Here is a 22,520-nt window from a genome sequence, read left to right on the forward strand (position 1 = left end):
ACAGAGAAAAGTATTCAGACTTTTCTCTGTTTTTATGTTGTTCTGACCCTTGAACCGTGTTAGTATTTCACTATTATTATGAAAATGAAATGAAAAACAGGAAGTAGGGGTAATCATGGCGCAAAACTCATTCGCCTCAAAAATTGGATTCATTCTAGCTGCCGCAGGGTCGGCAATCGGTTTAGGTGCGATATGGAAATTTCCATACGTCACTGGAACTAGTGGGGGCGGTGCCTTTTTACTCATGTTTTTGGCGTTCACATTATTACTTGGTCTGCCACTATTGATTGGTGAATTCATCGTTGGACGTTCAACTCAAAAGACGGCACTTCTTGCCTTCAAAAAATTAGGACATGGTCGTTGGAGCATTATCGGTTACTTAGGTGTCATCGCATGTTTCTTGTTGCTTTCCTTCTATAGTGTTATTGGAGGATGGGTCCTTATTTATATCGGGCTCGGTTTAAGTGGGACATTAAGTGGTCGTACAGCTGACGAGTTCGGAGATGTATTTGGAAATGTTGTGTCAACACCTGGCATCGCGGTACTCGGACAATTCTTATTCTTGTTGATCACGCTATTGATTGTCTTACGCGGAGTCGAAGCAGGGATTGAACGGATGAGCAAGATTTTAATGCCGCTTTTGTTCATCAGCTTCATTGTACTCGTCGTCCGTTCATTGACACTCGATGGGGCGATGGAAGGGGTTCGCTTCTTCTTACAACCTGACTTCTCTGCATTGACGGGTGAGTCGGTACTATTTGCCCTAGGACAAGCTTTCTTCTCCTTATCGTTAGGGGTAGCGGCGATGTTGACATATGCGTCTTATATAAAGACGAAAGGAACGTTGAACCGTTCTGCGAACATGATTGTTTTGTTGAACATTACGGTTTCACTCTTAGCTGGACTTGCTATTTTCCCGGCAGTTTTCGCTTCAGGACTTGATCCGGCTGAAGGTCCGGCGTTACTGTTCGTCGTATTACCGGCTGTCTTTAATCAAGTACCACTAGGCGGCTTCTTCATGGTGTTGTTCTTCCTATTATTCGCGTTCGCATCGATCACGTCGTCAATCGCGATGTTAGAAGTAGTTGTCGCGGGTGTGACAGATCGGTTGAACGAAAAGAAATCAACTTGGACGAAGAAGCAAGTAACCGTGACGGCAGCCATTCTCGTGTTTGTCGTAGGCGTTCCATCTGCCTTGTCATTCGGACTATTGAGTGATTTACAGATTTGGAATGGTCGGACGTTCTTCGATACGATGGATTACCTCGTCAGCTATATTTTGATGCCGGTCGGGGCACTCTTAACATCGATTTTTGTCGGATACGTCGTCGATCAACGTATTTTGAAAGATGAGATTCAAACGTCAGAACCGGGTAAGAAACTTTATCCGATTTGGCATGCGCTCATTCGCTACGTCATTCCTGTGACAGTAGCCATTGTAATGGTTTCAACGTGGGTCACAACATAATGGACAAACCGTAGGCTTATAGGTCTACGGTTTTTTTCATCGCACAACGGGAAAGAAGTCGATATAGATATTCGTTTTTACACCTGTGGACGGAGGAAACAACGAATTTTATTATGCTAAAATGATAGGGATGACGAAACTTTTTTTGATAGGTTTCGTAATGTACAATAGAAGTAACATGAGATGAGGTGAAAAGAATGAAAACATGGATGAAATGGGCCCTGACAGGGGCAGTCATATACTTTGCCATCAACGTATTCGATTTCTCCTGGTTATTCATTATAGTAGGGGCGCTCGTCTTGAATGAAGTCTGGTCGACGAACAAGCGCAAAAACCGTCAACGAACACCGACAATGGTCGCGAAACGTGCCAAGAAAAAACTGTTGCTCGATGAGGACGAACCGTTCTCAGGTTCAAGAATCCTCAAGCCGATTGAGGAACCCGTCCCGGCACGTCAATTCGAGGCAACGGACGATTTAGAACTACAATTTTTGCAACGGACGATTGAACAAGGATATGAAAAGCTACAACAGATTGACCGCGTCCTTCCTGAAATCAAAGATGTGGAAGTAAGGCGTGAGATGAAAGCTGTCTCCAAAGAAGCACACGAATTGTTCGAAGAACTTTTCGAAAATCCACAAGACGCAAAACATGTTCGAGACTTGTTCACATTCTACTTAGATTCCCTCGTCTCGGTCGTCTTGAAATTTAAAGAACTTGAAGGAAAACGAGTCGTCATTCAAGAAGAGACTCGAGAGCAATTAATCACGAATATGCGACTAATTGTCGATAAATTTAAAGAACAACGCGGACGTCTCCTTGAAGATGACGCCGTAGACTTTGAACGCGAACTGATCATGATGGAGCGAGTCTTATCTGATCAGCCGGAAGGGAGAAAGAAACATGACTTCATCGAATGAAACGAACTGGCAGTCATGGCCGGAAGAAGAGCTGACATCTGATACGAAAACGAAAACAGAAACAGAGGGGTTTAGCGACCCATCTGTGGAATGGTCATCTGTTTCACAACCTCACGAAGTACCTGCCATCCAAGCCAAACCAGACGTGCCTCAAGAGCACCGTGAGCGAATTACGCGATTGGCGGAGTCGATTGATATTAAAAAGACAGATTCGGTCATGTTGTTTGGCTCGAACGTTCAACGTGAACTTTCACAATTCTCTGACCAAATTCTGACGGAAGTTCGAATGAAAGATGGTGGGGATGCGGGGAAACTCTTGTCTGACTTAATGCAGAACGTCCGAAAGATGGACCCGGACATGCTTCAACCAGAGAAGAAGAGTTTTATGGACAACATCCCGCTCATCGGTCGTGCGAAAAAGAAAGCCGAAAACTATAAACTTCAATTCGAAAAAATGAACGTCTACTTGGAAGAGGTCATCCATAACCTCGATCGTGCGAAGTTCGGTCTGATGAAAGACATTACGATGCTCGATCAAATGTATGATAAGAATAAGCGGTATTTCGAAGAGTTGAACGTCTATATCGCTGCGGGCGAAACGAAACTTGACCATGTACGTGAACATGAAATCGCGCCACTTCGTCAAGAAGTCGAAATTTCAAAAGATCAGTCTAAACTTCAACAGTTGAACGATATGATTCAATTGGCAGATCGGTTTGAGAAGAAGCTACATGATTTGAAATTGAGTCGCACCATCAGCTTGCAGATGGCGCCACAAATCCGAGTCATCCAACAGAACAACCAAATCCTCGCTGAGAAAATCGAGTCAGCGGTCGTCAATACGATTCCGCTTTGGAAAAACCAAGTCGTTCTCGCGCTTAGTTTGACACGTCAGAAGACAGCACTTCGCATGCAACAGGACGTGACGAAGACGACCAATCAGTTGCTTGAGCAGAACTCGAAGATGCTCAAAGACTCTTCGATTGAAATCGCTCAAGAAAATGAAAAAGGGATTGTCTCTGTGGAATCCCTTAAAGTCGCCCACGAGAATTTACTCTCGACACTCGATGAAACGTTACGCATTCAACAAGAAGGAAAACAAAAGCGTCGTGACGCCGAACGTGAACTCGACCGGATGGAGCATGAGCTCAAAGAGAAAGTCATTGAGATTGCCTCAAAAAATAAAGAACTGCCAAAAGATACAGGATATTAAGAAGGGAAGTCTGAGCAATCAGACTTTCCTTTTCTACGAGGAGGGGCTTATATGGAGAAACAACGATTGTGGGACGAGACGTGGTTATTATTCGCCGATATGATGGCAGAACGACATTCGAAGTGTGCATCGAAAAGTGTTGCTTGTGTCATCGTAAAAGACGAAAAGCCGATTTCAATTGGTCTGAATGGTACACCTTCTGGTCATACGAATTGTAATGAGATTTATATCAAGCAAGAAGACGGGTTCTATAAGCATGCTGACTATGTTTCATCGACGAATCTCGATATGATCAATGAGCCCGCTCGGCTCATCCGGGACGGTGTGACATATATCAAATGTACAGACCCGTATGATCATCATCACTGGTCGAAGCAACATGAGATTCATGCTGAAATTAATGCGATCGGAAAATTGGCTGCCGATTCAACGAATGCGTTCGGTGCAACGGCCTATGTCACCCATTCACCGTGTCATGCTTGCTCTCTTGCTCTGATTGCAGCGCGCGTCGCCCGCGTCGTTTATGCGGTCGGATATGAGCATGGTGATGGATTAGAATTAATGCGTGAGAGTGGGATCGAAGTGTTACATATGCCACTTAAAAAAATGTACAAAAATACATTGTAAACGTTTTCATTAGATGATATATTATTAATGTACTGCCAATGGTGTTTTACTCTTCCATTATTCGCCCCTCTTCGGAGGGGCCTTTTTTGTTGTTCAAAATGAAGTGAGACAAACTTTACACATAATGTTCAATATTTCACAATATACTCTCTAAAATCTCTTATATAATAAAAGTAGATTCAGGAGAGGGGAATTTGTTCATGGAAAAACACGTTCGCTTTACAGATGGTGCATATGAAGTAGAAGCGTTAATCACACTTGAAGAAGTATGGGAAGATAAATTTGCGATTGGCATGCATCAGGAATTGGCAGTCAAATCGTTGACCATCAATGGAAATGAAGTTTCTGAGATTAAGCATGTCCGTGCACTTCTTCGTTACTATCCGACACTCGGGGTGTCAGGCATTTTGTTAGCACTCGATAAGGCAGCCGCTGAAATCGTTGCTTTATCAAAAGATCAAGATCCTGCCCTTCAATATGTTGAACTTGTAGCCCTCCAAATGGATGAGGCAGCGACGAACGACTTAAAAACTTTATACGCAGCGATGTAACTTCAATTGGGTGAACCATTTCACCCAATTTTTTGTTGCATCTATTCTTCGTTATGGTATGATGTTTACAGATGAAGAAATGGAATGCCATATCGTTGTCAACCATAAGCATGGGGATCTAGATAGCTAGATCGCTGTCAAAAAGCCACGTTCATAGGAACGTGGCTTTTTTTTGTGCAATGATGTCGAATCCAGCGGCTACATCTTTAGCGAGGTGAGCATCTGATCCTAACGTGAAAGGGATGTTCAATTGGCTCGCATCTTTGGCGAGTCCTGCGACGTATGGCTCACCACATTCAGGTTTTCTAAGTCCGGCGGTATTAAAATCGAGGCCGAATCCTCGATCGGCAATCGCTCGCAAGAGACGTTCTTCCTCTTGTCTGATTGTTGAACGATCCCAATCATAATTTTTTTGATATTTGATTGGTAAGTCGATGTGTCCAATCCGAGCGACTTGAATCGTTTCCCATGGAAAGCCAAGACTACGTTCAATCGAGTCATAATAAGCTTTCATCACGTTTTCAAATGAACCGAGCGCTTGAACGAGGTCATCAAACGTTTCAGCAGAATAATCTACTGGCATATATACACCATCTATCAATAAGAAGTGTTGGGACAAGATGACTTCATCAAGAAGGGGAGCATATGGTTTTAACAAAGCAATCGTCTCTTCTTCTAGATGTGGTAACAAGTCGACTTCTAGTCCTACATTAATGTCAATGACCTCTTGATACTGACTTTTCATCTGATGCAACGTATTAAGGTAGTCAGGAAGGAGGTCGATCGACATCGCGGAGTCTTGATTCGGCACCGGATCGATAAATGCCTGTGGGAACGGTGCATGTTCTGTGAACGTCATCGTTTGCAGGTTTTTTTCAATCCCGACTTGAATATACTGTTCAATCGGGTCTTTTGTGCCGTGTGGACAAAATGGGGTATGCACATGGCCATCATGGGTAAAGTTAAACATCCGTTACACGTCCTTTTCAGTTCAATTGGTTGACAGGTGTTTCTCTGTTTGATAAATTTAACACACTACTTTAGTTTGGTAAAGTGATAATAAGATAAAGGGTGGTTATCATGATTTGGTCAAATTCGAAAGGTTCAATTCCAGAAGGATGGTATGAACTACAATCAGGAGATGTCATTCGACCAAAGCGGTGGATGCTGTCATTTTTAGAAAAGGCAGAGGCGAGCGGTTATGCCGTCATCGACCCGCCGTTACTCGAATACTATTCGCACTATCAAAATTTGGCGCTCTTTGATGAGTCGGCCTATTATCGTTTATTCGGGAATGACGGGGAACTTCTCGTCATGCGCCCTGACTATACATTGCAAATCGCAAGAAAGCTAGCAGACGGTCATGAACCGATGCGTGTCGCGTACGCCGGAGCCGTCTACCGTCGGACAATCAAACATTCCGGTCAACCACATGAACGACAACAGCTTGGACTCGAGTGGGTCGACGGGGAAATGAAGGACAGTCATCTTATCGAATCATTTCTCGATATGACGGAAGGAGTCCTGCCTACTGAGCGTTTGACAATCAAAATCGGATCAGCCGCTGTCATCTCGCTCATTGCGAAAGAGACAGGCATTCAAGAACGGACATTCCGAAAAATCTTAGCACTTCGAAATTTAGAATCGCTACGTGAGTTAGCCGAAACGTATCGCTATCCATTGATTGCAAAACTACCATTTTTAATTGGGAATTCAGCGCTCGAAGAATTACGGTGTGAGGCACCAGAGTCTCTAAACGATGCCATCGATGAAGTCGATGAGGCCGTACAACATTTGCGTGCAATTGGCTTAGACGTATCATATGATTTCGGTCAAACGGGAGATTTTGATTACTATTCAGGTTTGACCGTGACGGGAAGTGTAGAAGGAAAGCGTGTCCTTTCAGGGGGACGATACGATTCACTATATGGTCATTTCGGACACTCGAGACGAGCGTTCGGCATGTCACTCGATTTAGAACAGTTAGATGAGGTGATCAAATGAAGGTAGCGGTCGCGAAAGGACGGATCGAAAAAGCAGCTCGTCAATTTTTTGTCGAACGTGATTTACCCGTTTGGCCAGAGAAGCGGGGACGTGAACTCACAGTAAAAGCAGGAGATCATGAATTTATTTTCGTCAAAGGGGACGACGTCTATAAATATGTGATGCACGGAGCAGCTGATGTCGGAATTGTTGGTGGCGATATTTTACGAGAGAAAACGCCAGGTGTACTCGAAGTCGTCGACTTACCGTTCGGACGCTGTCGGATGGCCGTATGTGGTCCGAAAGTTCGACGTAATGGCACAAAGAAATTAAAAGTGGCGAGTAAATATCCGAACATCGCCATCTCACACTTCGCGTCAAAGCGACAAAACGTAGAAGTCATCGCGTTGAATGGGTCTGTGGAGCTCGCTCCGTTAACAGGACTAGCGGATTGCATCGTCGACATCGTCGAGACAGGTGCGACGTTAGCAGCGAATGACTTAGAGGAATATGAAACGATTTTTTCAATCAATGCAAAATTCATCACGAGCGAAACGGCTTTGGCAGAGCAGCCTGACGAATTAAAGGCATGGATTCGAAAGCTGAGTCAGGAGGAGAATGCATGAGTACAGAAACGAATCGATCACGGCGAGAAGCTTGGGCGGAAGCGGTCAAACCAATCGTAGAAGCGGTTGAGGCACGCGGAGATGAAGCACTCCTTGAATGGACGCGTCAATTCGATGGGGTCGACCAAATCGAGTCTGTCGATTTGTCTCGCTTTATCCCGCCGGCAGCGTATGCTGAACTGACGGAAGCGTTGACCTTAGCGGCAGAACGGATTCGCGCCTTCCACGCGCATCAAGTACGTCAAGATGATGTGTTCGAAGATACGATGTTCCGACTCGGAAGACGTTATATGCCGCTCGATTCGGTCGGTGTCTACGTACCGGGTGGGACAGCCGTCTATCCGTCGAGCGTCCTGATGAATATCATTCCGGCGAAAGTGGCCGGTGTCAAACGAGTCGTCATGGTCACCCCACCAAAAGCAGATGGGATCGACATTTCCCTCTTGATTGCAGCAAAAATCGCAGGGGCAGATGAGTGTTTTCTGGTCGGAGGTGCGCAAGCCGTTGCCGCACTCGCATATGGGACAGAAACGATTCGTCCGGTCGATAAGATTGTCGGACCCGGAAATGCGTATGTCGCGACGGCGAAGGCGCTCGTCTCGCACATCGTCGGGATCGACTCTGTAGCGGGACCGTCCGAAGTGCTGATCATTGCCGATGAAACGGCAAATCCGAAGTGGGTAGCGGCGGATCTTCTCGCACAAGCAGAACATGACGTAGAAGCGACGGCAATCGCACTCGTCACGACAGAAATGCTTCGTGATGAAGTCGAACAAGAACTTGAGCGTCAACTTTCGCTCTTACCACGACAAGAGATCGCCAGGGAATCATTGAAACGTGGCGGAGTCATCGTTCGATCACTAGAAGATGCCATCGCGTATGCGAACACGATGGCTGCGGAGCACGTCCAGTTGGCCGTCAAAGATCCTGAAACGTTGATGCGTGCGATACGTCACGGCGGGTCGTTCTTCCTCGGTCACGAGGCGGCGGAAGCGTTCGGGGATTATATCGCTGGACCGAACCATGTCCTTCCGACAAGTGGGACGGCGCGATTCTCGAGCGGATTGTCCGTCGATGATTTTTATCGCCGTCAGACGTTCCTTGAGATGACAGAACTTGATGAGACAATCACAAAGGCTGCGATTCGAATCGCAAAACAAGAACAATTAGAAGGACATGCCCGTGCGATGGCTGTTCGGATGGAGGACGTATGAGACGAAATTATCAGAACATCCCGCGATATGTGCCCCATGCCGTATCAGGGTACGCGCTCAATCAAAATGAAAGTCAATATCCGTTACCAGAGCGGCTTGAACGAGCTATTCGAGACGTTTCACTCGAGGCGCTCAGCCGTTATCCGGTCGAAGAATTGCTTGCCTTAAAAGCGAGTTATGCGAACTATGCGGGAGTCGAGACGACGCAACTGATGGTCGGAAGTGGAAGCGACGAGCTGTTAGCCATCTTAAGTCAGGCCATTTTAGATACGGAAGACCGTGTGGTCGCACCGGCCCCAGACTTCTCGATGTATGGCATATACACACAGATTGCGAGAGGGCACTTCATGCAACCGGAGAAGCATGGATTGAGTTACGATGCGCTAACCGAACTCATTCAAACGAATGAGCCGAAGCTCGTTCTGATTTCGAATCCAAATAACCCAACCGGTAAGATGTGGACACTTGAAGAATTGTCGGACATTGCGACACGTGTCCCTTATCTCGTTGTTGATGAAGCCTATATCGATTTCACGATGGAGGATTCATTTGTGTCTCGCTTGAACGAGCATCCGAACGTCATCATTTTACGGACGTTATCAAAAGCGTTCGGTCTTGCGAACCTTCGAATTGGATTCATGATTGCGTCAGAAGAAATCATCGAACAGATCGACCGGTTCCGTTCGCCGTTCAACGTGAGTGGACTCAGTGCCACGGTCGCCAACGTTGTATTGCGTGATGAGACGTATATCCAAGAGTCGATTCAGTTCCATACGGCGCAACGTGAGAAATTAACTGAGTTGTTACGACCGATTGGTGAGATTTTACCGAGTCGTGCCAACTTTATCTATGTCAAAACCGATGACAGTGAAGGGTGGGCATCCCGCTTCCTTGAAAAAGGCGTCCATGTACGTGCGTTTCCGGATGGATTACGTGTCAGTGCAGGGACAGATGAGGCGTATGCCTTTATCCGACAAACGATTGAAGAGGTGAATTCTGTTGAGAACAGCTGAACTAAAGCGTGAGACGAAAGAGACAAAAATTGAGATTCGAGTCAATCTAGATGGAACAGGAGAAAGCACCATCCAAACAGGAGTCGGTTTTTTTGACCACATGTTGACGTTACTTGCCTTTCACAGTCAGATGGACTTAGAGGTGAAAGTCGAAGGAGATACATGGGTCGATGCCCACCATACAGTGGAAGATGTGGGGATTGCGCTCGGTCAACTCATCGCCAAATCTCTCGGAGACAAAGTTGGGATTCGCCGCTATGGAGCGAGTTACATGCCGATGGACGAGACGTTAGCGCGAGCGGTCGTCGATGTGTCAGGACGTCCCTTCCTTGTCTATCAAGCGGATATTCGCAATCCGAAGCTTGGGGATTTTGATACCGAGCTCGCTGAGGAATTCTTCCGAGCGGTTGCCATGAACGGTCGACTCACGCTTCACCTCGCGGTCCTGTATGGATCGAACTCACACCACATGATTGAAGGGTTGTTCAAAGCGTTCGGACGAGCACTCGCTGAGGCGGTCTCGAGCGATGGAACCGATCGTCTCCCTTCTACGAAAGGATGGATTGAAGGATGAAAGTAGCGGTCATCGATTATGGAATGGGTAACGTATTCAACGTCGAACGTGCGTTGCAGGCAATCGGTTGCTACGTCGTGATTACGAATGATGCAAGCCAAATTGAAGAAGCGGACGCCATTTTACTTCCTGGGGTCGGTGCTTTCCCGCAAGCGATGCAATCACTCGAACAGACGGGGCTCATCCCGCTATTACAAAAGATGGCGACAAAAAAGCCGTTTTTAGGGATATGTCTTGGGATGCAGCTCTTGTTTGATTCAAGTACGGAAGGCATGCCGACGAAAGGTCTCGGGTTGATTCCGGGAACGGTTGAGCGAATGCGCGCGAAGCGTCTTCCACACGTTGGATGGAACTCGATTCTTCGCGATGAGGACGTCTACTTTGTTCACTCTTATCACGCCGTGACGGACGATGCTAATATCGTGGCGGAAGCGGATTATATGGGAGAGCGTGTTCCTGCGATTGTTCAAAAAGGACTCGTCACGGGCATGCAGTTTCACCCGGAAAAAAGTGGGGCGTTCGGTCTCAGTTTACTTCAAGAATGGAAGGAGGCGGTCGAGCGTGAAATTACTACCCGCCATTGATTTAATTGGAGGCAAGATCGTCCGTTTATCAGAAGGCGATTTTTCAACCGAAGAACAATACGGTGACCCGTATGAATTATTAAAAGCGTGGCAAGGAAAAGTCCCGATGATTCATTTAATCGACTTAGAAGGGGCAAAGGCAGGCGAGCCGCGTCACCTAGATGTCGTCCGCTATGCGAAGTCTCTCGGTTTTCTCGTACAGACAGGTGGTGGGATTCGTTCAGAAGCCTCACTCGATGCGGTCATGGACACAGGTGCGGACCGTGTCCTCTTAGGAACAAAGGCGTTTACGGATCCTGACTTTTTAGACAAGGCGATTGAAAAGTATGGCAAACGAGTTGCTGTGGCACTCGATGCATATGACGGAAAGGTCGCCATTAACGGATGGCAAGAAGCGACGAAGCTCGATGACATCTCGGTCGCTCAAGATCTCGTCAAGCGAGGGATTGAGACGATTCTATATACGGACATCGGATCTGACGGAAAACTGAACGGACCGAATGTCGCGCGCATGAAGGCGCTACGCCAAATCGTCAACGTCACACTGATTGCTTCAGGCGGTGTGACGACTGAAGAGGACGTGAAGGAACTAAAGATGGCTAAGATTGATGAGGCCGTCGTCGGGAAAGCACTTCTGTCTGGTAAAGTAAGTATCGATGAACTGATTGAATGGGAGGCGCGTTATGCTTAAACGCAGAATTATTCCATGTCTCGATGTGAAGGAAGGCCGTGTCGTCAAAGGGATCGAATTCGTTCAACTACGAGACATCGGTGATCCGGTCGAAATCGCAAAATATTATGATGAGTCCGGAGCCGATGAACTCGTCTTTCTCGACATCACGGCAAGTACGGAACGCCGCCAGACGATGCTCGATGTCGTCAGTGCAGTGGCACGGAAAGTATTCATCCCGTTGACGGTCGGCGGAGGGATTCGTTCACTTGATGACATTTCGTCATTGTTAAAAGCAGGAGCGGATAAAGTATCGTTGAACACGCTCGCTGTCGAATCCCCAAGTCTCATTCGAGAAGCGGCCGATCGTTTCGGATCACAATGTATCGTCGTTGCGATCGACGTAAAATTTGAAGACGGGGAGTACTATGTCTACACATATGGCGGTAAACAGAAGACAGAACTGTTAGCGGTCGAATGGGCGAAACAAGTAGCCGCACTCGGGGCGGGTGAGCTTCTTGTCACGTCTATGAACCAAGACGGAAAGCAAAGCGGATATGACCTAGCGATTTTAGAACAACTTCGCGAAGTCGTCGACATTCCGATTATCGCCTCAGGTGGGGCAGGGAATGCCGAGCACGTAGTCGAAGCGCTTGAAAAAGTCGACGCTGCACTACTTGCATCCATCTTACATGACCGAAAAACGACAGTAGAAGAGGTGAAGCACGTATGCACGAGTCACAACTTGCCGATGCGGTTCGTTTCGACGAAAATGGATTAATTCCCGCCATCATCGTCTCAGAAGAGGATGAGGCCGTCCTCATGCTCGGATATATGAACGATGAGGCCATCCGTCAAACGCTACGTGAACGGGTCGTGACGTTCTGGTCTCGTTCAAAAGGTAGGCTATGGATGAAAGGGGAGACGAGCGGCAACACACTTGACGTCGTCAGTATCCACGTCGACTGTGATCAGGATGCGCTTCTCGTTCGTGTCCATGCGAATGGTCCGACTTGTCATACCGGAAATCGAAGTTGTTTCTTTACGGAGGTGAACGCATGATTCATGAATTGGAGCAATTGATTCAATCCAGAAAGAATGAACCGAAGGAAGGTTCGTATACGACCTACTTGTTTGAACAGGGCGTTGAAAAAATTGCGAAGAAGTTTGGAGAAGAATCGTTCGAGGTCGTCATTGCTGCCATGACGGATGAAGACTTGGTTGAAGAGTCAGCAGACCTTCTGTATCACTTACTCGTCTTGTTAGCAGCCAAAGGTGTGCGCTTAGAAGATGTGGAAGCGTTACTCGCCAAACGTCACGGTGCGACAACACCGGCGAAACCTCGTCGCGACGTCACGGAATGGTAAAGCAAAAGGAAGGAGCGCGTCTCCTTCCTTTTTTGTGTCAACGATTGACCGAGGCAGCCATGCGAATGTATGTATGACGTCGCCCGCGAATGGCAATTGAAAGTGCCTGAATGTTCTCTGGTACGGCAATCCCAGACAATCCGGCGTCACCGATATGAACGATATCTGCGCCCCCGCGCTTTGAAGAGAGTGCGATCTCGCGAACGGTCGCCACGTCGGCCCCTTCTTGTGATGTCCCGATTGCGGCTAACGTGAGTGCTCCGAGTGCTTGCAGTTCTTGTACGAGTTCGTGGAATGCCTCTTCACGGACACCCGGAACGGTTCCTGGAGCTGGCAGAAGAATGATGTCTGCCCCTGCTTCAACGAAGCGAATGTATGCGTCTCGATCTAACACGCTGCCGACACCGGCCTGATGCATCTTTCCGGCAATGATGACGCCAGCGAATTCACGACGCCCTCGGATAATCGCTTGTTCGATTGCTTCATTCGTAACCCCGGTATTCGGGTTGCCTGTCAGACAAACGAAATCGATCCCGAGTTCAGACGCTTTTTGGAACGCTTCGACTGAAGCGAGTCTACCTCGTTTCACTTCGTTCATCTCAGAAGATTTCTCTGAAAAGTCGACAGGTTCTAAATTGATTCCAATCGGTAACCCAATCAGTCTCTTTAGCTCCAGAATCGGATGGTCACTCATCTCATCACCTGGCATGTCGCCGAACAGCGCATGACTTTCAAGTCCTTTAATGTAAGGATGGAACACATCTAACATGTTCAATAAAATCAAGTCGGCGCCGAACGCTCTTGCCAGTTCAGCATTCGTGACTTCTGGGTAGAGCGGTTGAACCGTCGGGATGACCTCGGCCATGACCGTTCGTCCTTCTGCTTTTCGAATCGATCCGACTAAGTCGTGACGATTAAACGTGATAAAATCACTTGCCCGACACTCTAAAATACGTTTCATCACATCTTCCTCCTTCTGCTCATCCTTGTCTCTATTCCCTAAATGATTTGAAAATCCTCTATACTGAGTGTAAGGAGGGATCATGATGACGGAAAAAGAGAAGATGATTCGTGGTGAACTGTATTTAGCTGGTGATGAGACGCTCGTTAAAGATCGGAAGCATGCCCGGCGATTGACCGAGCGATTCAATCGTTCCGGGATTGATGATTTGACTGAACGGAAAGAAATTCTTAGTGCGTTACTCGGTTCGACGAAAGAGTCGTATTACATCGAACCGAACTTCAAATGTGATTACGGGTACAATATTCACTTGGGTGAACGATTCTATGCGAATTTTGACTGTGTCTTTTTAGACATTTGTCCCATCACTTTCGGGGATGACTGTATGCTTGCACCAGGTGTACATATCTATACGGCGACACATCCGATTGATCCGATTGAGCGCATCTCTGGGTATGAGTTCGGGAAACCCGTGACGATTGGAGACCGGGTATGGATCGGTGGAGGGGCCATCATCAATCCGGGTGTGACGATTGGAGATGAGGCAGTCATCGCATCTGGTGCGGTCGTCACAAAAGATGTGCCACCACGGACGGTTGTCGGAGGAAATCCGGCGCGCGTGATCAAAACGATCGACTGACAAAAACTCCTGAACATGAGGTTCAGGAGTTTTTTACGTGACTTGTTTCCTTGTATTGCTGAATAGCTGTATGTGCGAGATGAAGTGCCGCTTCGTCACCGATGGTCACTCGAATGCCCGTCGGTTGTTTCGAAGTGTGTACGTTCAATGCGGTCAATTGTGCCCATACTGCTTCGGGTTGCTCGAGCTCGATATACAAAAAGTTTGTCGAGGCAGGGAGGACGTGACCAATTGATTCAAAAGCGGATACCCACTTTTGCCGCATCTCGTCATGCCATTCGATTGTTTCTTGAAGATAAGTTGCATCTTTTAAGAAGATGTTGCAAATCTTTGCACTCACCCCGCTAATGTTGAACGGTGGGATAAATTGACGGAAATAGTGTGCGAGTTCGTTGTTTGTCACCATGAATCCGATTCGTACGTTTGCCAGTCCGAATGCTTTTGACATCGTGCGAAGGACGATGAGATTCGGATGGTTCGCAATGAACGGAATCATGCTGTCACCCGGTGTGAAGTCCATATATGCCTCGTCCACCACAAGGTACGGAACGATTGAGGCGAGATGCGTCAATTCTTTCACGGTCCATAGTTTCCCGGTTGGATTGTTCGGGTTCGAGAGTAGAAGAAGCTTCGGATGATGCGTCTCGATTGCTTCTACAATTCCCTCATATGATAAATCAACGGCTTGAACATGTTGCCCGTGGGCGATGGTCGTGAAGATGGGATACATCGAAAAGTCAGGTGTCGGGGACAAGACGATATCATTTGGTGCGAGTAATGCTTGCGTCACGACATGAATCATCTCATCACTCCCACAACCAACGAGCAGTTGCTCAGGTGTCACACCGACGTACGCAGCGTAGCGTTCGAACAATTCATTGATCGGTTCGACCGGATATTCGTGTAAGTCATGATACGTCAACGAATCAAGCTGGCTCTTGATTCGTTCAGGTAACGGGAACTGACTTTCATTTTGATTTAACCGATGTCCCGTCGGATAAACGACGGGATAGATCGGCAGCTCGACTTGTCTCATTCAGTCGGCTCCATCGAGAACCATTTTTTCACCAATTCATCGATTTCGCCAGACTCCATCATCTTGTTCAATTCTTCGTTGAACTGATCGCGTAACTCATCATCTAACTTAAATGCAGCAGCTGAACCTTTTTCGCCATCCTCTTTTAAAGCGAATGTATAGAAGCTGTCATCTTGATCTAGATACTTTTGCGCGACCGTGTCTTCGATGACCATTGCATCGATTCGACCTGTATTCAACTCTTGAACGATTTCAGGGATCTTGTTCAACGATACAAGTTCAGCTTTTGGCGCTTGTTCTTTTGCGATGTTTTCTTGTATCGAAGCCGTTTGGACACCGATTTTCTTACCAGACAAATCTTCGATTGCCTGAAGTGACTCATCTTTTGTCATGATCAAGTTTGTCGCGGAAAGATAGATGTCTGAGAAGTCGGCGTTTTCTTTCCGCTCTTCTGTAGGCGTCATCCCTGCCATGACGAAGTCGACACGTCCGCTATTCAAGGCTCCGAGTAAGCTACCGAAGTCCATATCTTCAATCTTCAATTCGTAACCGAGACGTTCTGTAATCGTCTCCGCAATTTCAATATCAAATCCGACAATTGCATCCCCGTTTGCCGTATCGACAAATTCATATGGGAAGTAATCGGCGCTCGTCCCCATGACGAGCGTTTTTTGTTGTGTCGCTTCACCTTCTGTTTCTTGACTACATGCACCGAGTAAAGCCGCGCTCAACATAAGTGTACCTGCTAATAACCATTTTTTCATATGTGTATAATGCCTCCCTGTTGTAGATGAAACTAAGTGTATATGTATGATTATTAATTGTAAAGCATAAAAATACAAAAAATATTAAAAAGAGAAACACTTTTGAAATGAAAGCGTTTTAAATTGATTTCAAGTAGTTTCTGACTGCTCGTGACGATTTCAAATGTATCAAATTAGGTTGTGTCGGATGTTGTTGAATTTGTCGTAACAGTTGTGGCCGTTGAACGTCAGGAAAATTCCAAACCCATTTCAGAAATGCGAAATCGAGCTTTTCCTCACAGGATGCGCCCATATCCGGTCGCGTCGTACCACGGTAACGGGCAACTCGTTTGAGGACGCGGTATACACAAATGATTCGCGGAAGGTCGATCAAAATGACGGTATCTGCTGCCTGTAAACGTAAATCAAGCGTGTTCCCGAAGTTTCCATCGATGATCCATTGATCTTTCTTCAAGAGTTGTTGCTGAATGTCGATTCGTTCCTCACTTGGCGCCATCACCCATCCCGGTCTCCACATGAGAGCATCCAAATGATAGACATCGAGGTGTAATCGTTCACCGAGTTGACGGGCAAGTGTGGATTTCCCTGCACCGCCTGAACCGATGATCATGATTCGTTTCATGTTTGTATTGCGATTAAGTCGTAAGTTGCTCATCTAATCTTGTTTATCCTCCAATACAATCCATTTCTTCAACTGCTCATCCTCTTCATAAATGACGCGGACATCCATCTGTCCGATGACGAGTCGTTGTTCCGAACTGAACATGACTATCGGATAGTTCGTTGACACGGGTTTGTCCGTCTCGAAAATAGGGCTATGCGCCTGCATCGCGTAATACCCATCCGACCTCGTGTTGGCAGCCCCTGCATCAATCTGTGTCACATGTTCAAATCCTCTCAGTCTGAGCACATAACTGTAAGACGTTCTTGCTCCTTGCTCGAGACGCCATTCTTCGATGATGGCTGATTTATCATCCATAGTTTGTTCTTCTAGCACTTTTTGTGCCGTATACTCTTTTTCGTAAGGAATCATCTCCTGGATGCTGACGACGGTCATCGTCGCGAGCTTGAGCGATTCCTCGGAAGGTGGGGTAATCAGTATACCAATAAAGATGAGGATGGGAATCAATAAATAAACCATGACACGACTACGCATTTTCATCACCTTACCTTTTCAGATGTAAACTATTTCTGCATAGGAGAATCAGTTCCCTTCAAAAGAACATTGGAATCTTAAAAACCGATTCATTTCTTCAAGTTTTTGAATGAGCAGGTATGATATAGAGAGGAGGGATGTACATGAAAATCGGGGTCATAGGTGGAGGTGTCGCGGGTTTAACGGCCGCTGCGCTCGCGCAACAAAAAGGACATGACGTAACCGTCTTTGAAGCATCGCGTGAATGGGGCGGATGTGCAGGTAAATTTCAACGGGGTGACTACTTGTTCCCGGCAGGCGCGACGCTCGGAATGGGATTTGAAAAAGGTGGAGTCCATCAGCGTGTCCTTGAGAAATTGGACGAATCGGTCGAGGTCACTTTGTTGGATGAGGTGATGGACATTCATCTGCCTGACGTCACCGTCACTTACTATCGCGACCGAGAACGTCTGCTTGATGAGCTCAGTCATGCGTTCCCAGAGAACCACAAGGCAATCCATGCGTTTTATCGTGAAGTGTGGGGTGACTTTGAGAAGATCCGACCGTTGTTTCAAGAGTTGCCGGCACTTCCGTTTCGCACGACATCGGATATGGTATACGCAATGAAGGGGTTCCGACCGAACCAACTTACGGCGCTCCTAAAACTCCAGCGGCCACTCGGTGTCACGTTAGCTCGTCATGGACTAAACGGTACGATGTTCGAGCGATTTATCGATGGAGTCCTGCTCGATAGTTTGCAGACCGGTGCGAAAGAAGCGAGTCATTTACTCGGTGCAGTGGCGCTGTCGGTCTATCACGAAGGAGCGTACTATGTGGAAGGTGGGCTGTATCAATTGGCTCATGCGTTAGAGCGCGCCGTCCGAACGTTTGGTGGCGAGACGAAATTAGGGAGAGACGTCCAGTCCATCGAACGAGTGACGGATGGATGGTTCATCACCGATCGAAGAGGACGACTTGAACTGGTCGATGTGATTGTTTCCGCCATCCCGATTGAGCGGACGAGCGAGATTTTACGGGGACAGGAACAGCGAAAGTTTAAACGGCAATATCGAAGACAGTTGAAGCAGTCGCAATGGGGCACGTTCAGCCTTTACATCGTCTTGCCTGAGGATGTCTGTCAACAGCAACCACTATTTCAACAAATCTATCACGAGCGATTACCGAGTGGGCATGCGTTCATATCCATGTCGGCGCCGGATGACGTGTTGCGAACAGAAAAACCGGAACGGACCATTACGGTATCCACACATATCGATTTATCAGAATGGCAACATTGGAAAGACCGGGCGGCATATGAGAAACTAGAACAAGATTGGACCAATCGTCTCGTCGACGTCGTCGCCACTGCGTTCCCTGCATGGGACCGTGAATCGTCACTTCTCCTTCCTGGTGGACCAGGTGCATGGGTGAAGTATACGAAGCGACCGCATGGGGCAGTCGGGGGGTATGCCCAGACGCCAAGCCAGGCGTTGTTCCGTGCCGCGAGTTATCGCACAGACTTGCCTAACTTTTATGTATGCGGGGATACCGTATTTCCAGGGGCGGGGACGATTGGCGCAATGACGAGCGGGTTACATGTTGCCCGAGCACTCGGGGTGACGATTGATTAGGGGGATATTGATGAAGAAAAAAACATTTGATGAACTGACAACATTGGAATTGTATCGCTTACTGGCGCTACGGACTGAGATTTTCGTGGTCGAACAGAACTGTCCGTATCAAGAAATCGATGGAAAAGATGAACAAGCCATCCATTATTGGATCGAAGAAGATGGAGAGATTGTCTCTGCGCTTCGTGTTTTGACGGAAGCCTCTCCAGTCGCCATCGGACGTGTCGTCACGAAAGCGACGCATCGAGGGAAAGGTCATTCTCGTAAGCTGATGGAAGCTGCAATTAAGGATTTTGGTCATGAGACATTATATCTGCAAGCTCAGACGTATGTGGAACCTTTTTATGCCTCGTTTGGCTTCAAACGGACAAGTGATGTGTATCAAGAAGATAGTATTCCACACGTCGATATGTTACGAGAATCAACGAATCCCGCTAGTACCGTTTCCGAATCGTTCATGTTAGAATGAGAAAGAACATTCACGTGCCTTTGAGCACGATTACATCATAGACATAAAGGGGTTTAAAAAGGTGACCGATCAACAAGTAATTGCAAAAGCAAGAGAATTGGCAGACGTATTAGCACAAACACCAGAAGTGGCGCGTTTCAAAGAAGCGGAAGCGAAAGTGAACGGAAGTGACCGCGTACAGACGTTGATAAAACGAATCAAGTTCTTACAAAAAGAAGCCGTCAACTGTAAGCACTACGGCAAGACGGAAGCACTTGCAAAGGTCGAGCAAAAGATTGATAAGGCGATGGAAGAACTCGATTCAATTCCGGTCGTTCAAGCGTTCCAGGAGACACAAGTCGAAGTGAACGATTTGCTTCAATACGTGACGGTCACGCTCGCGAACTCCGTGACGGATCGCATCATCGAATCGACGGACGGAGACGTCCTTGCAGGGAAGACAGGGAGCGGCATGGCGGCTGAACAAGCACGCGGCGGCTGCGGATACTAAAACGACACAGCTGGCCGATGGTCAGCTGTTGTACTTTCTAGAGGTGAATTAACATGCAAGAAGTCCATCAGACACCAATGATGAAACAATATTTCTCCATCAAGGCAGACTATCCGGGCGCCTTTTTATTCTATCGACTCGGCGACTTTTACGAGTTGTTTTTTGAAGATGCGCAAATTGTCGCCAAGGAACTAGAGCTCACGCTCACTTCTAAAAATGGGAAGCAGGCTGAGCATCCGATTCCAATGTGCGGCGTCCCACACCATTCGGCGGCAATCTACATCGAACAACTGATCGAAAAAGGATTCAACGTCGCCATCTGTGAACAGACAGAAGATCCGAAAGCGACAAAAGGACTTGTGAAGCGGGAAGTCATTCAAGTGATCACGCCAGGTACATACATGGCATCACTCAGCGAAAAAGAGAACCGTTATCTCGTCGCCATCTCGGACGTCGCGGGACGTTTTGGGATTGCTAGAGGTGACGTGACGACGGGGGAATCGTGGTTGACGACGCTCTCGTCAGAAGAGGCTGTCTTACGGGAAATCGAAGGATTGCTTCCGAACGAGGTCATCGTCGAAGACGAACGACTCGCTGACTTGTTACGACAGACCGGCATTCCTCTCTCGATTCAAGTGGACAAGCGGGATAGTCCACTCGCACAAGGTGCGAAAGACGAGGCGCAGCGCTCGGCATTTGAGTTGCTGTTCGCCTATCTCACGAAAACACAGAAGCGTTCGCTCGATCACTTGCAACCGGCTGTCGCCTATGAGGTCGAACAGCATATGCAGCTCGACGCCAATACGGCCAGAAACCTTGAACTGTTTCGTTCCGCTCGTTCGGGAGAACGGAAAGGGTCACTCCTCTCACTCCTTGATGAGACGACGACGGCAATGGGTGGTCGTTTGTTGAAACGCTGGCTTGAACAGCCGCTCTATACAGAACAAGGCATCAAAGAGCGACAGGACGCCGTCGAGAACTTAGTGGACGACTTCATGTTGCGCGATCAACTACAGGAAGAGTTGAAGCGAGTCTATGACATCGAACGCCTTGTCGCGAAAGTTGGGTACGGGACAGCGAATGCGCGAGATCTCGTCCAACTTCGCGACACGCTCGAGCGGATGCCTTCTGTCCGGTCACTCTTACAAACAGTGAAAGCGGATCGCTTGCAGCAAATCGAACAGAATCTCGACTCGTTCGAGACGTTGAGTGAACAGCTCCGGACTGCACTCGTCGACTCACCCCCGATTTCGACGAAAGAAGGCGGGATGATTCGTCACGGGTATTCAGAAGAGCTCGATGAACTGCTAGAAGCGAAAGCGAACGGGAAATCGTGGATTGCCAACCTCGAACAACAGGAACGTATCGCGACCGGCATCAAGTCGTTAAAGGTCGGGTATAACCGCGTATTCGGTTACTACTTGGAAGTGACGAAGGCGAATGCGAAGTTGCTCGAAGAAGGGCGCTATGAGCGTAAGCAGACATTGACGAATGCGGAACGATACATTACGCCTGAGCTAAAAGAGAAGGAAGCCCTCATCTTGGGAGCGGAAGAGAAGAGCTGTACGCTCGAATATGACTTGTTTGTCGCACTTCGAGAAGAAGTGAAGACGTACACGAAGGCTCTTCAGCAATTGGCCCGTTCACTCAGTGAGTTGGATGTGCTCCTCGCCCTTGCCGTTGTAGCGGAAAGACGAGAATATGTACGCCCGAAAACTACATCGCACGTACAAATCGAACGCGGCCGTCACCCTGTCATTGAAACGGTCTTGCCGCGAGGTGAGTATGTCGCTAATGACTTGACGCTTGACGACACACGTCAAATGTTACTCATCACCGGACCGAACATGTCCGGTAAATCGACGTATATGCGTCAGTTTGCGTTGATTGCGATCCTTCATCAAATCGGTTCATTCGTCCCGGCAGAAGCAGCGGAACTCCCGCTCTTTGACCGCATCTTTACACGGATCGGTGCGGCGGACGATTTGGTGAGCGGACAGTCGACGTTCATGGTCGAGATGACCGAGACGCGACAAGCCGTCACCGAGGCGACGAACCATAGTCTGATTCTATTGGATGAGATTGGTCGCGGGACGTCGACGTATGACGGGATGGCACTTGCACAGGCGATTGTCGAGTATATTGCCTCGACAATCGGAGCGAAGACACTCTTCTCGACGCACTATCATGAATTAACAGTGCTCGAGGACTCGATTCCGACACTTGAAAATGTTCATGTCCGGGCGATTGAGCGGGATGGACGAGTCGTCTTCCTCCATGAAGTGCATCCAGGACGTGCGGATAAATCGTATGGGATTCACGTGGCAGAATTGGCTGAACTTCCGGATTCATTGATTGACCGGGCGCGGACCATCCTGTCAGAACTCGAATCCGAAACGACGAAACCTGTCTTATACGAGCAATCTGCTCCACCTAAAGTGGAAGAAGTCAGTCAGTTGTCATTGTTCGAGTCAAATGACGCTGTTCGAGAACAGCTGCTAAAACTCGATCTATTGGCAATGAATCCAATCGAAGCGATGCAGGCGCTCTACGAACTGCAACAGACCGCAAAGAAAGGGTGAGT

Annotated in this window: 24 protein-coding genes and 1 pseudogene; 19 read left to right on the top strand and 6 right to left on the bottom strand. The window is 47.7% G+C overall.

Annotated elements, in window-relative coordinates; translation table 11 throughout:
- Window positions 1-115: 115 nt before the first annotated feature.
- The 5 genes from KNO86_RS01190 to KNO86_RS01210 all read left to right on the top strand — a co-directional run bounded on the left by KNO86_RS01190 (window position 116) and on the right by KNO86_RS01210 (window position 4,779).
- A complete protein-coding gene (locus KNO86_RS01190; RefSeq protein WP_214691959.1) occupies window positions 116-1,468 on the top strand; it encodes a sodium-dependent transporter in 1,353 nt (450 codons plus the stop codon).
- Window positions 1,469-1,665: 197 nt separating this feature from the next.
- Window positions 1,666-2,388, top strand: a complete 723-nt coding sequence (locus KNO86_RS01195; protein ID WP_214691961.1) for a 5-bromo-4-chloroindolyl phosphate hydrolysis family protein — start codon at window positions 1,666-1,668, stop codon at window positions 2,386-2,388.
- Window positions 2,372-3,601, top strand: coding sequence for a toxic anion resistance protein (locus tag KNO86_RS01200; RefSeq protein WP_074034586.1), 1,230 nt, complete (start codon window positions 2,372-2,374; stop codon window positions 3,599-3,601). The genes KNO86_RS01195 and KNO86_RS01200 overlap by 17 nt, the downstream gene beginning before the upstream one ends.
- A gap of 51 nt (window positions 3,602-3,652) precedes the next feature.
- Window positions 3,653-4,228 carry a deoxycytidylate deaminase gene (locus tag KNO86_RS01205; RefSeq protein WP_214691963.1) on the top strand — a complete coding sequence of 192 codons (576 nt, stop codon included), beginning with the start codon at window positions 3,653-3,655 and terminating at the stop codon, window positions 4,226-4,228.
- A gap of 200 nt (window positions 4,229-4,428) precedes the next feature.
- A complete protein-coding gene (locus KNO86_RS01210; protein ID WP_074034584.1) occupies window positions 4,429-4,779 on the top strand; it encodes a hypothetical protein in 351 nt (116 codons plus the stop codon).
- Between the two features lie 151 nt (window positions 4,780-4,930).
- On the opposite strand, the gene hisJ is transcribed toward KNO86_RS01210, so the two are convergent.
- Window positions 4,931-5,749 (bottom strand): histidinol-phosphatase HisJ, encoded by an 819-nt coding sequence (gene hisJ / locus KNO86_RS01215; RefSeq protein WP_214691970.1) that lies wholly within the window; start codon window positions 5,747-5,749, stop codon window positions 4,931-4,933.
- Window positions 5,750-5,859: 110 nt separating this feature from the next.
- Between hisJ and KNO86_RS01220 the strand changes: the two genes are divergently transcribed.
- The 9 genes and pseudogenes from KNO86_RS01220 (at window position 5,860) to hisIE (ending at window position 12,810) form a co-directional block, all read left to right on the top strand.
- Window positions 5,860-6,783, top strand: a complete 924-nt coding sequence (locus KNO86_RS01220) for an ATP phosphoribosyltransferase regulatory subunit (protein WP_214691972.1) — start codon at window positions 5,860-5,862, stop codon at window positions 6,781-6,783.
- Window positions 6,780-7,388: an ATP phosphoribosyltransferase gene (gene hisG / locus KNO86_RS01225; protein WP_214691980.1), complete on the top strand. Its 609-nt coding sequence runs from the start codon at window positions 6,780-6,782 to the stop codon at window positions 7,386-7,388. Before KNO86_RS01220 ends, hisG begins: the two co-directional genes overlap by 4 nt.
- The gene (gene hisD / locus KNO86_RS01230) at window positions 7,385-8,602 is read left to right on the top strand and encodes a histidinol dehydrogenase (RefSeq protein WP_214691982.1); all 1,218 of its coding nucleotides are present in this window, start codon (window positions 7,385-7,387) and stop codon (window positions 8,600-8,602) included. Before hisG ends, hisD begins: the two co-directional genes overlap by 4 nt.
- Window positions 8,599-9,615, top strand: a complete 1,017-nt coding sequence (locus KNO86_RS01235; protein WP_214691984.1) for a pyridoxal phosphate-dependent aminotransferase — start codon at window positions 8,599-8,601, stop codon at window positions 9,613-9,615. Before hisD ends, KNO86_RS01235 begins: the two co-directional genes overlap by 4 nt.
- Window positions 9,602-10,189: an imidazoleglycerol-phosphate dehydratase HisB gene (gene hisB, locus KNO86_RS01240; protein WP_214691986.1), complete on the top strand. Its 588-nt coding sequence runs from the start codon at window positions 9,602-9,604 to the stop codon at window positions 10,187-10,189. The genes KNO86_RS01235 and hisB overlap by 14 nt, the downstream gene beginning before the upstream one ends.
- The gene (gene hisH, locus KNO86_RS01245; protein WP_214691992.1) at window positions 10,186-10,773 is read left to right on the top strand and encodes an imidazole glycerol phosphate synthase subunit HisH; all 588 of its coding nucleotides are present in this window, start codon (window positions 10,186-10,188) and stop codon (window positions 10,771-10,773) included. Before hisB ends, hisH begins: the two co-directional genes overlap by 4 nt.
- On the top strand, window positions 10,751-11,464 hold the full coding sequence (locus KNO86_RS01250) for a 1-(5-phosphoribosyl)-5-[(5-phosphoribosylamino)methylideneamino]imidazole-4-carboxamide isomerase (protein ID WP_214691994.1): 714 nt from the start codon (window positions 10,751-10,753) through the stop codon (window positions 11,462-11,464). Before hisH ends, KNO86_RS01250 begins: the two co-directional genes overlap by 23 nt.
- A complete protein-coding gene (gene hisF / locus KNO86_RS01255) occupies window positions 11,457-12,224 on the top strand; it encodes an imidazole glycerol phosphate synthase subunit HisF (protein WP_214692002.1) in 768 nt (255 codons plus the stop codon). The genes KNO86_RS01250 and hisF overlap by 8 nt, the downstream gene beginning before the upstream one ends.
- A pseudogene (gene hisIE, locus KNO86_RS14800) lies at window positions 12,173-12,810 on the top strand (bifunctional phosphoribosyl-AMP cyclohydrolase/phosphoribosyl-ATP diphosphatase HisIE). Before hisF ends, hisIE begins: the two are co-directional and overlap by 52 nt.
- 37 nt (window positions 12,811-12,847) lie before the next feature.
- Here the strand turns inward: hisIE and KNO86_RS01270 are convergent.
- On the bottom strand, window positions 12,848-13,771 hold the full coding sequence (locus KNO86_RS01270; RefSeq protein WP_214692008.1) for a DUF7916 family protein: 924 nt from the start codon (window positions 13,769-13,771) through the stop codon (window positions 12,848-12,850).
- A gap of 85 nt (window positions 13,772-13,856) precedes the next feature.
- Between KNO86_RS01270 and KNO86_RS01275 the strand changes: the two genes are divergently transcribed.
- Window positions 13,857-14,411: a maltose acetyltransferase domain-containing protein gene (locus tag KNO86_RS01275; protein ID WP_285800662.1), complete on the top strand. Its 555-nt coding sequence runs from the start codon at window positions 13,857-13,859 to the stop codon at window positions 14,409-14,411.
- Window positions 14,412-14,433: 22 nt separating this feature from the next.
- Here KNO86_RS01275 and KNO86_RS01280 read toward each other — a convergent pair whose 3' ends face one another.
- The 4 genes from KNO86_RS01280 to KNO86_RS01295 all read right to left on the bottom strand — a co-directional run bounded on the left by KNO86_RS01280 (window position 14,434) and on the right by KNO86_RS01295 (window position 17,373).
- Window positions 14,434-15,447 (bottom strand): pyridoxal phosphate-dependent aminotransferase, encoded by a 1,014-nt coding sequence (locus tag KNO86_RS01280; protein ID WP_214692012.1) that lies wholly within the window; start codon window positions 15,445-15,447, stop codon window positions 14,434-14,436.
- On the bottom strand, window positions 15,444-16,211 hold the full coding sequence (locus KNO86_RS01285) for a transporter substrate-binding domain-containing protein (RefSeq protein ID WP_214692014.1): 768 nt from the start codon (window positions 16,209-16,211) through the stop codon (window positions 15,444-15,446). Before KNO86_RS01285 ends, KNO86_RS01280 begins: the two co-directional genes overlap by 4 nt.
- A 118-nt stretch (window positions 16,212-16,329) precedes the next feature.
- Window positions 16,330-16,833 carry a DNA topology modulation protein gene (locus KNO86_RS01290; RefSeq protein WP_214693967.1) on the bottom strand — a complete coding sequence of 168 codons (504 nt, stop codon included), beginning with the start codon at window positions 16,831-16,833 and terminating at the stop codon, window positions 16,330-16,332.
- Window positions 16,834-16,866: 33 nt separating this feature from the next.
- Window positions 16,867-17,373: a hypothetical protein gene (locus KNO86_RS01295; protein WP_214692016.1), complete on the bottom strand. Its 507-nt coding sequence runs from the start codon at window positions 17,371-17,373 to the stop codon at window positions 16,867-16,869.
- Window positions 17,374-17,510: 137 nt separating this feature from the next.
- Between KNO86_RS01295 and KNO86_RS01300 the strand changes: the two genes are divergently transcribed.
- The 4 genes from KNO86_RS01300 to mutS all read left to right on the top strand — a co-directional run bounded on the left by KNO86_RS01300 (window position 17,511) and on the right by mutS (window position 22,518).
- Window positions 17,511-18,977 carry a phytoene desaturase family protein gene (locus KNO86_RS01300; RefSeq protein WP_214692018.1) on the top strand — a complete coding sequence of 489 codons (1,467 nt, stop codon included), beginning with the start codon at window positions 17,511-17,513 and terminating at the stop codon, window positions 18,975-18,977.
- A gap of 10 nt (window positions 18,978-18,987) precedes the next feature.
- Entirely contained in the window at window positions 18,988-19,446 is a 459-nt protein-coding gene (locus KNO86_RS01305; RefSeq protein ID WP_214692020.1) for a GNAT family N-acetyltransferase, read from the top strand.
- A gap of 61 nt (window positions 19,447-19,507) precedes the next feature.
- On the top strand, window positions 19,508-19,936 hold the full coding sequence (locus KNO86_RS01310) for a YlbF/YmcA family competence regulator (protein ID WP_214692027.1): 429 nt from the start codon (window positions 19,508-19,510) through the stop codon (window positions 19,934-19,936).
- A gap of 53 nt (window positions 19,937-19,989) precedes the next feature.
- The gene (gene mutS / locus KNO86_RS01315) at window positions 19,990-22,518 is read left to right on the top strand and encodes a DNA mismatch repair protein MutS (protein ID WP_214692029.1); all 2,529 of its coding nucleotides are present in this window, start codon (window positions 19,990-19,992) and stop codon (window positions 22,516-22,518) included.
- The last annotated feature ends 2 nt before the right edge of the window (window positions 22,519-22,520 follow it).

The sequence above is a fragment of the Exiguobacterium sp. s160 genome (assembly GCF_018617575.1).
GTDB lineage: Bacteria > Bacillota > Bacilli > Exiguobacteriales > Exiguobacteriaceae > Exiguobacterium > Exiguobacterium aestuarii_A.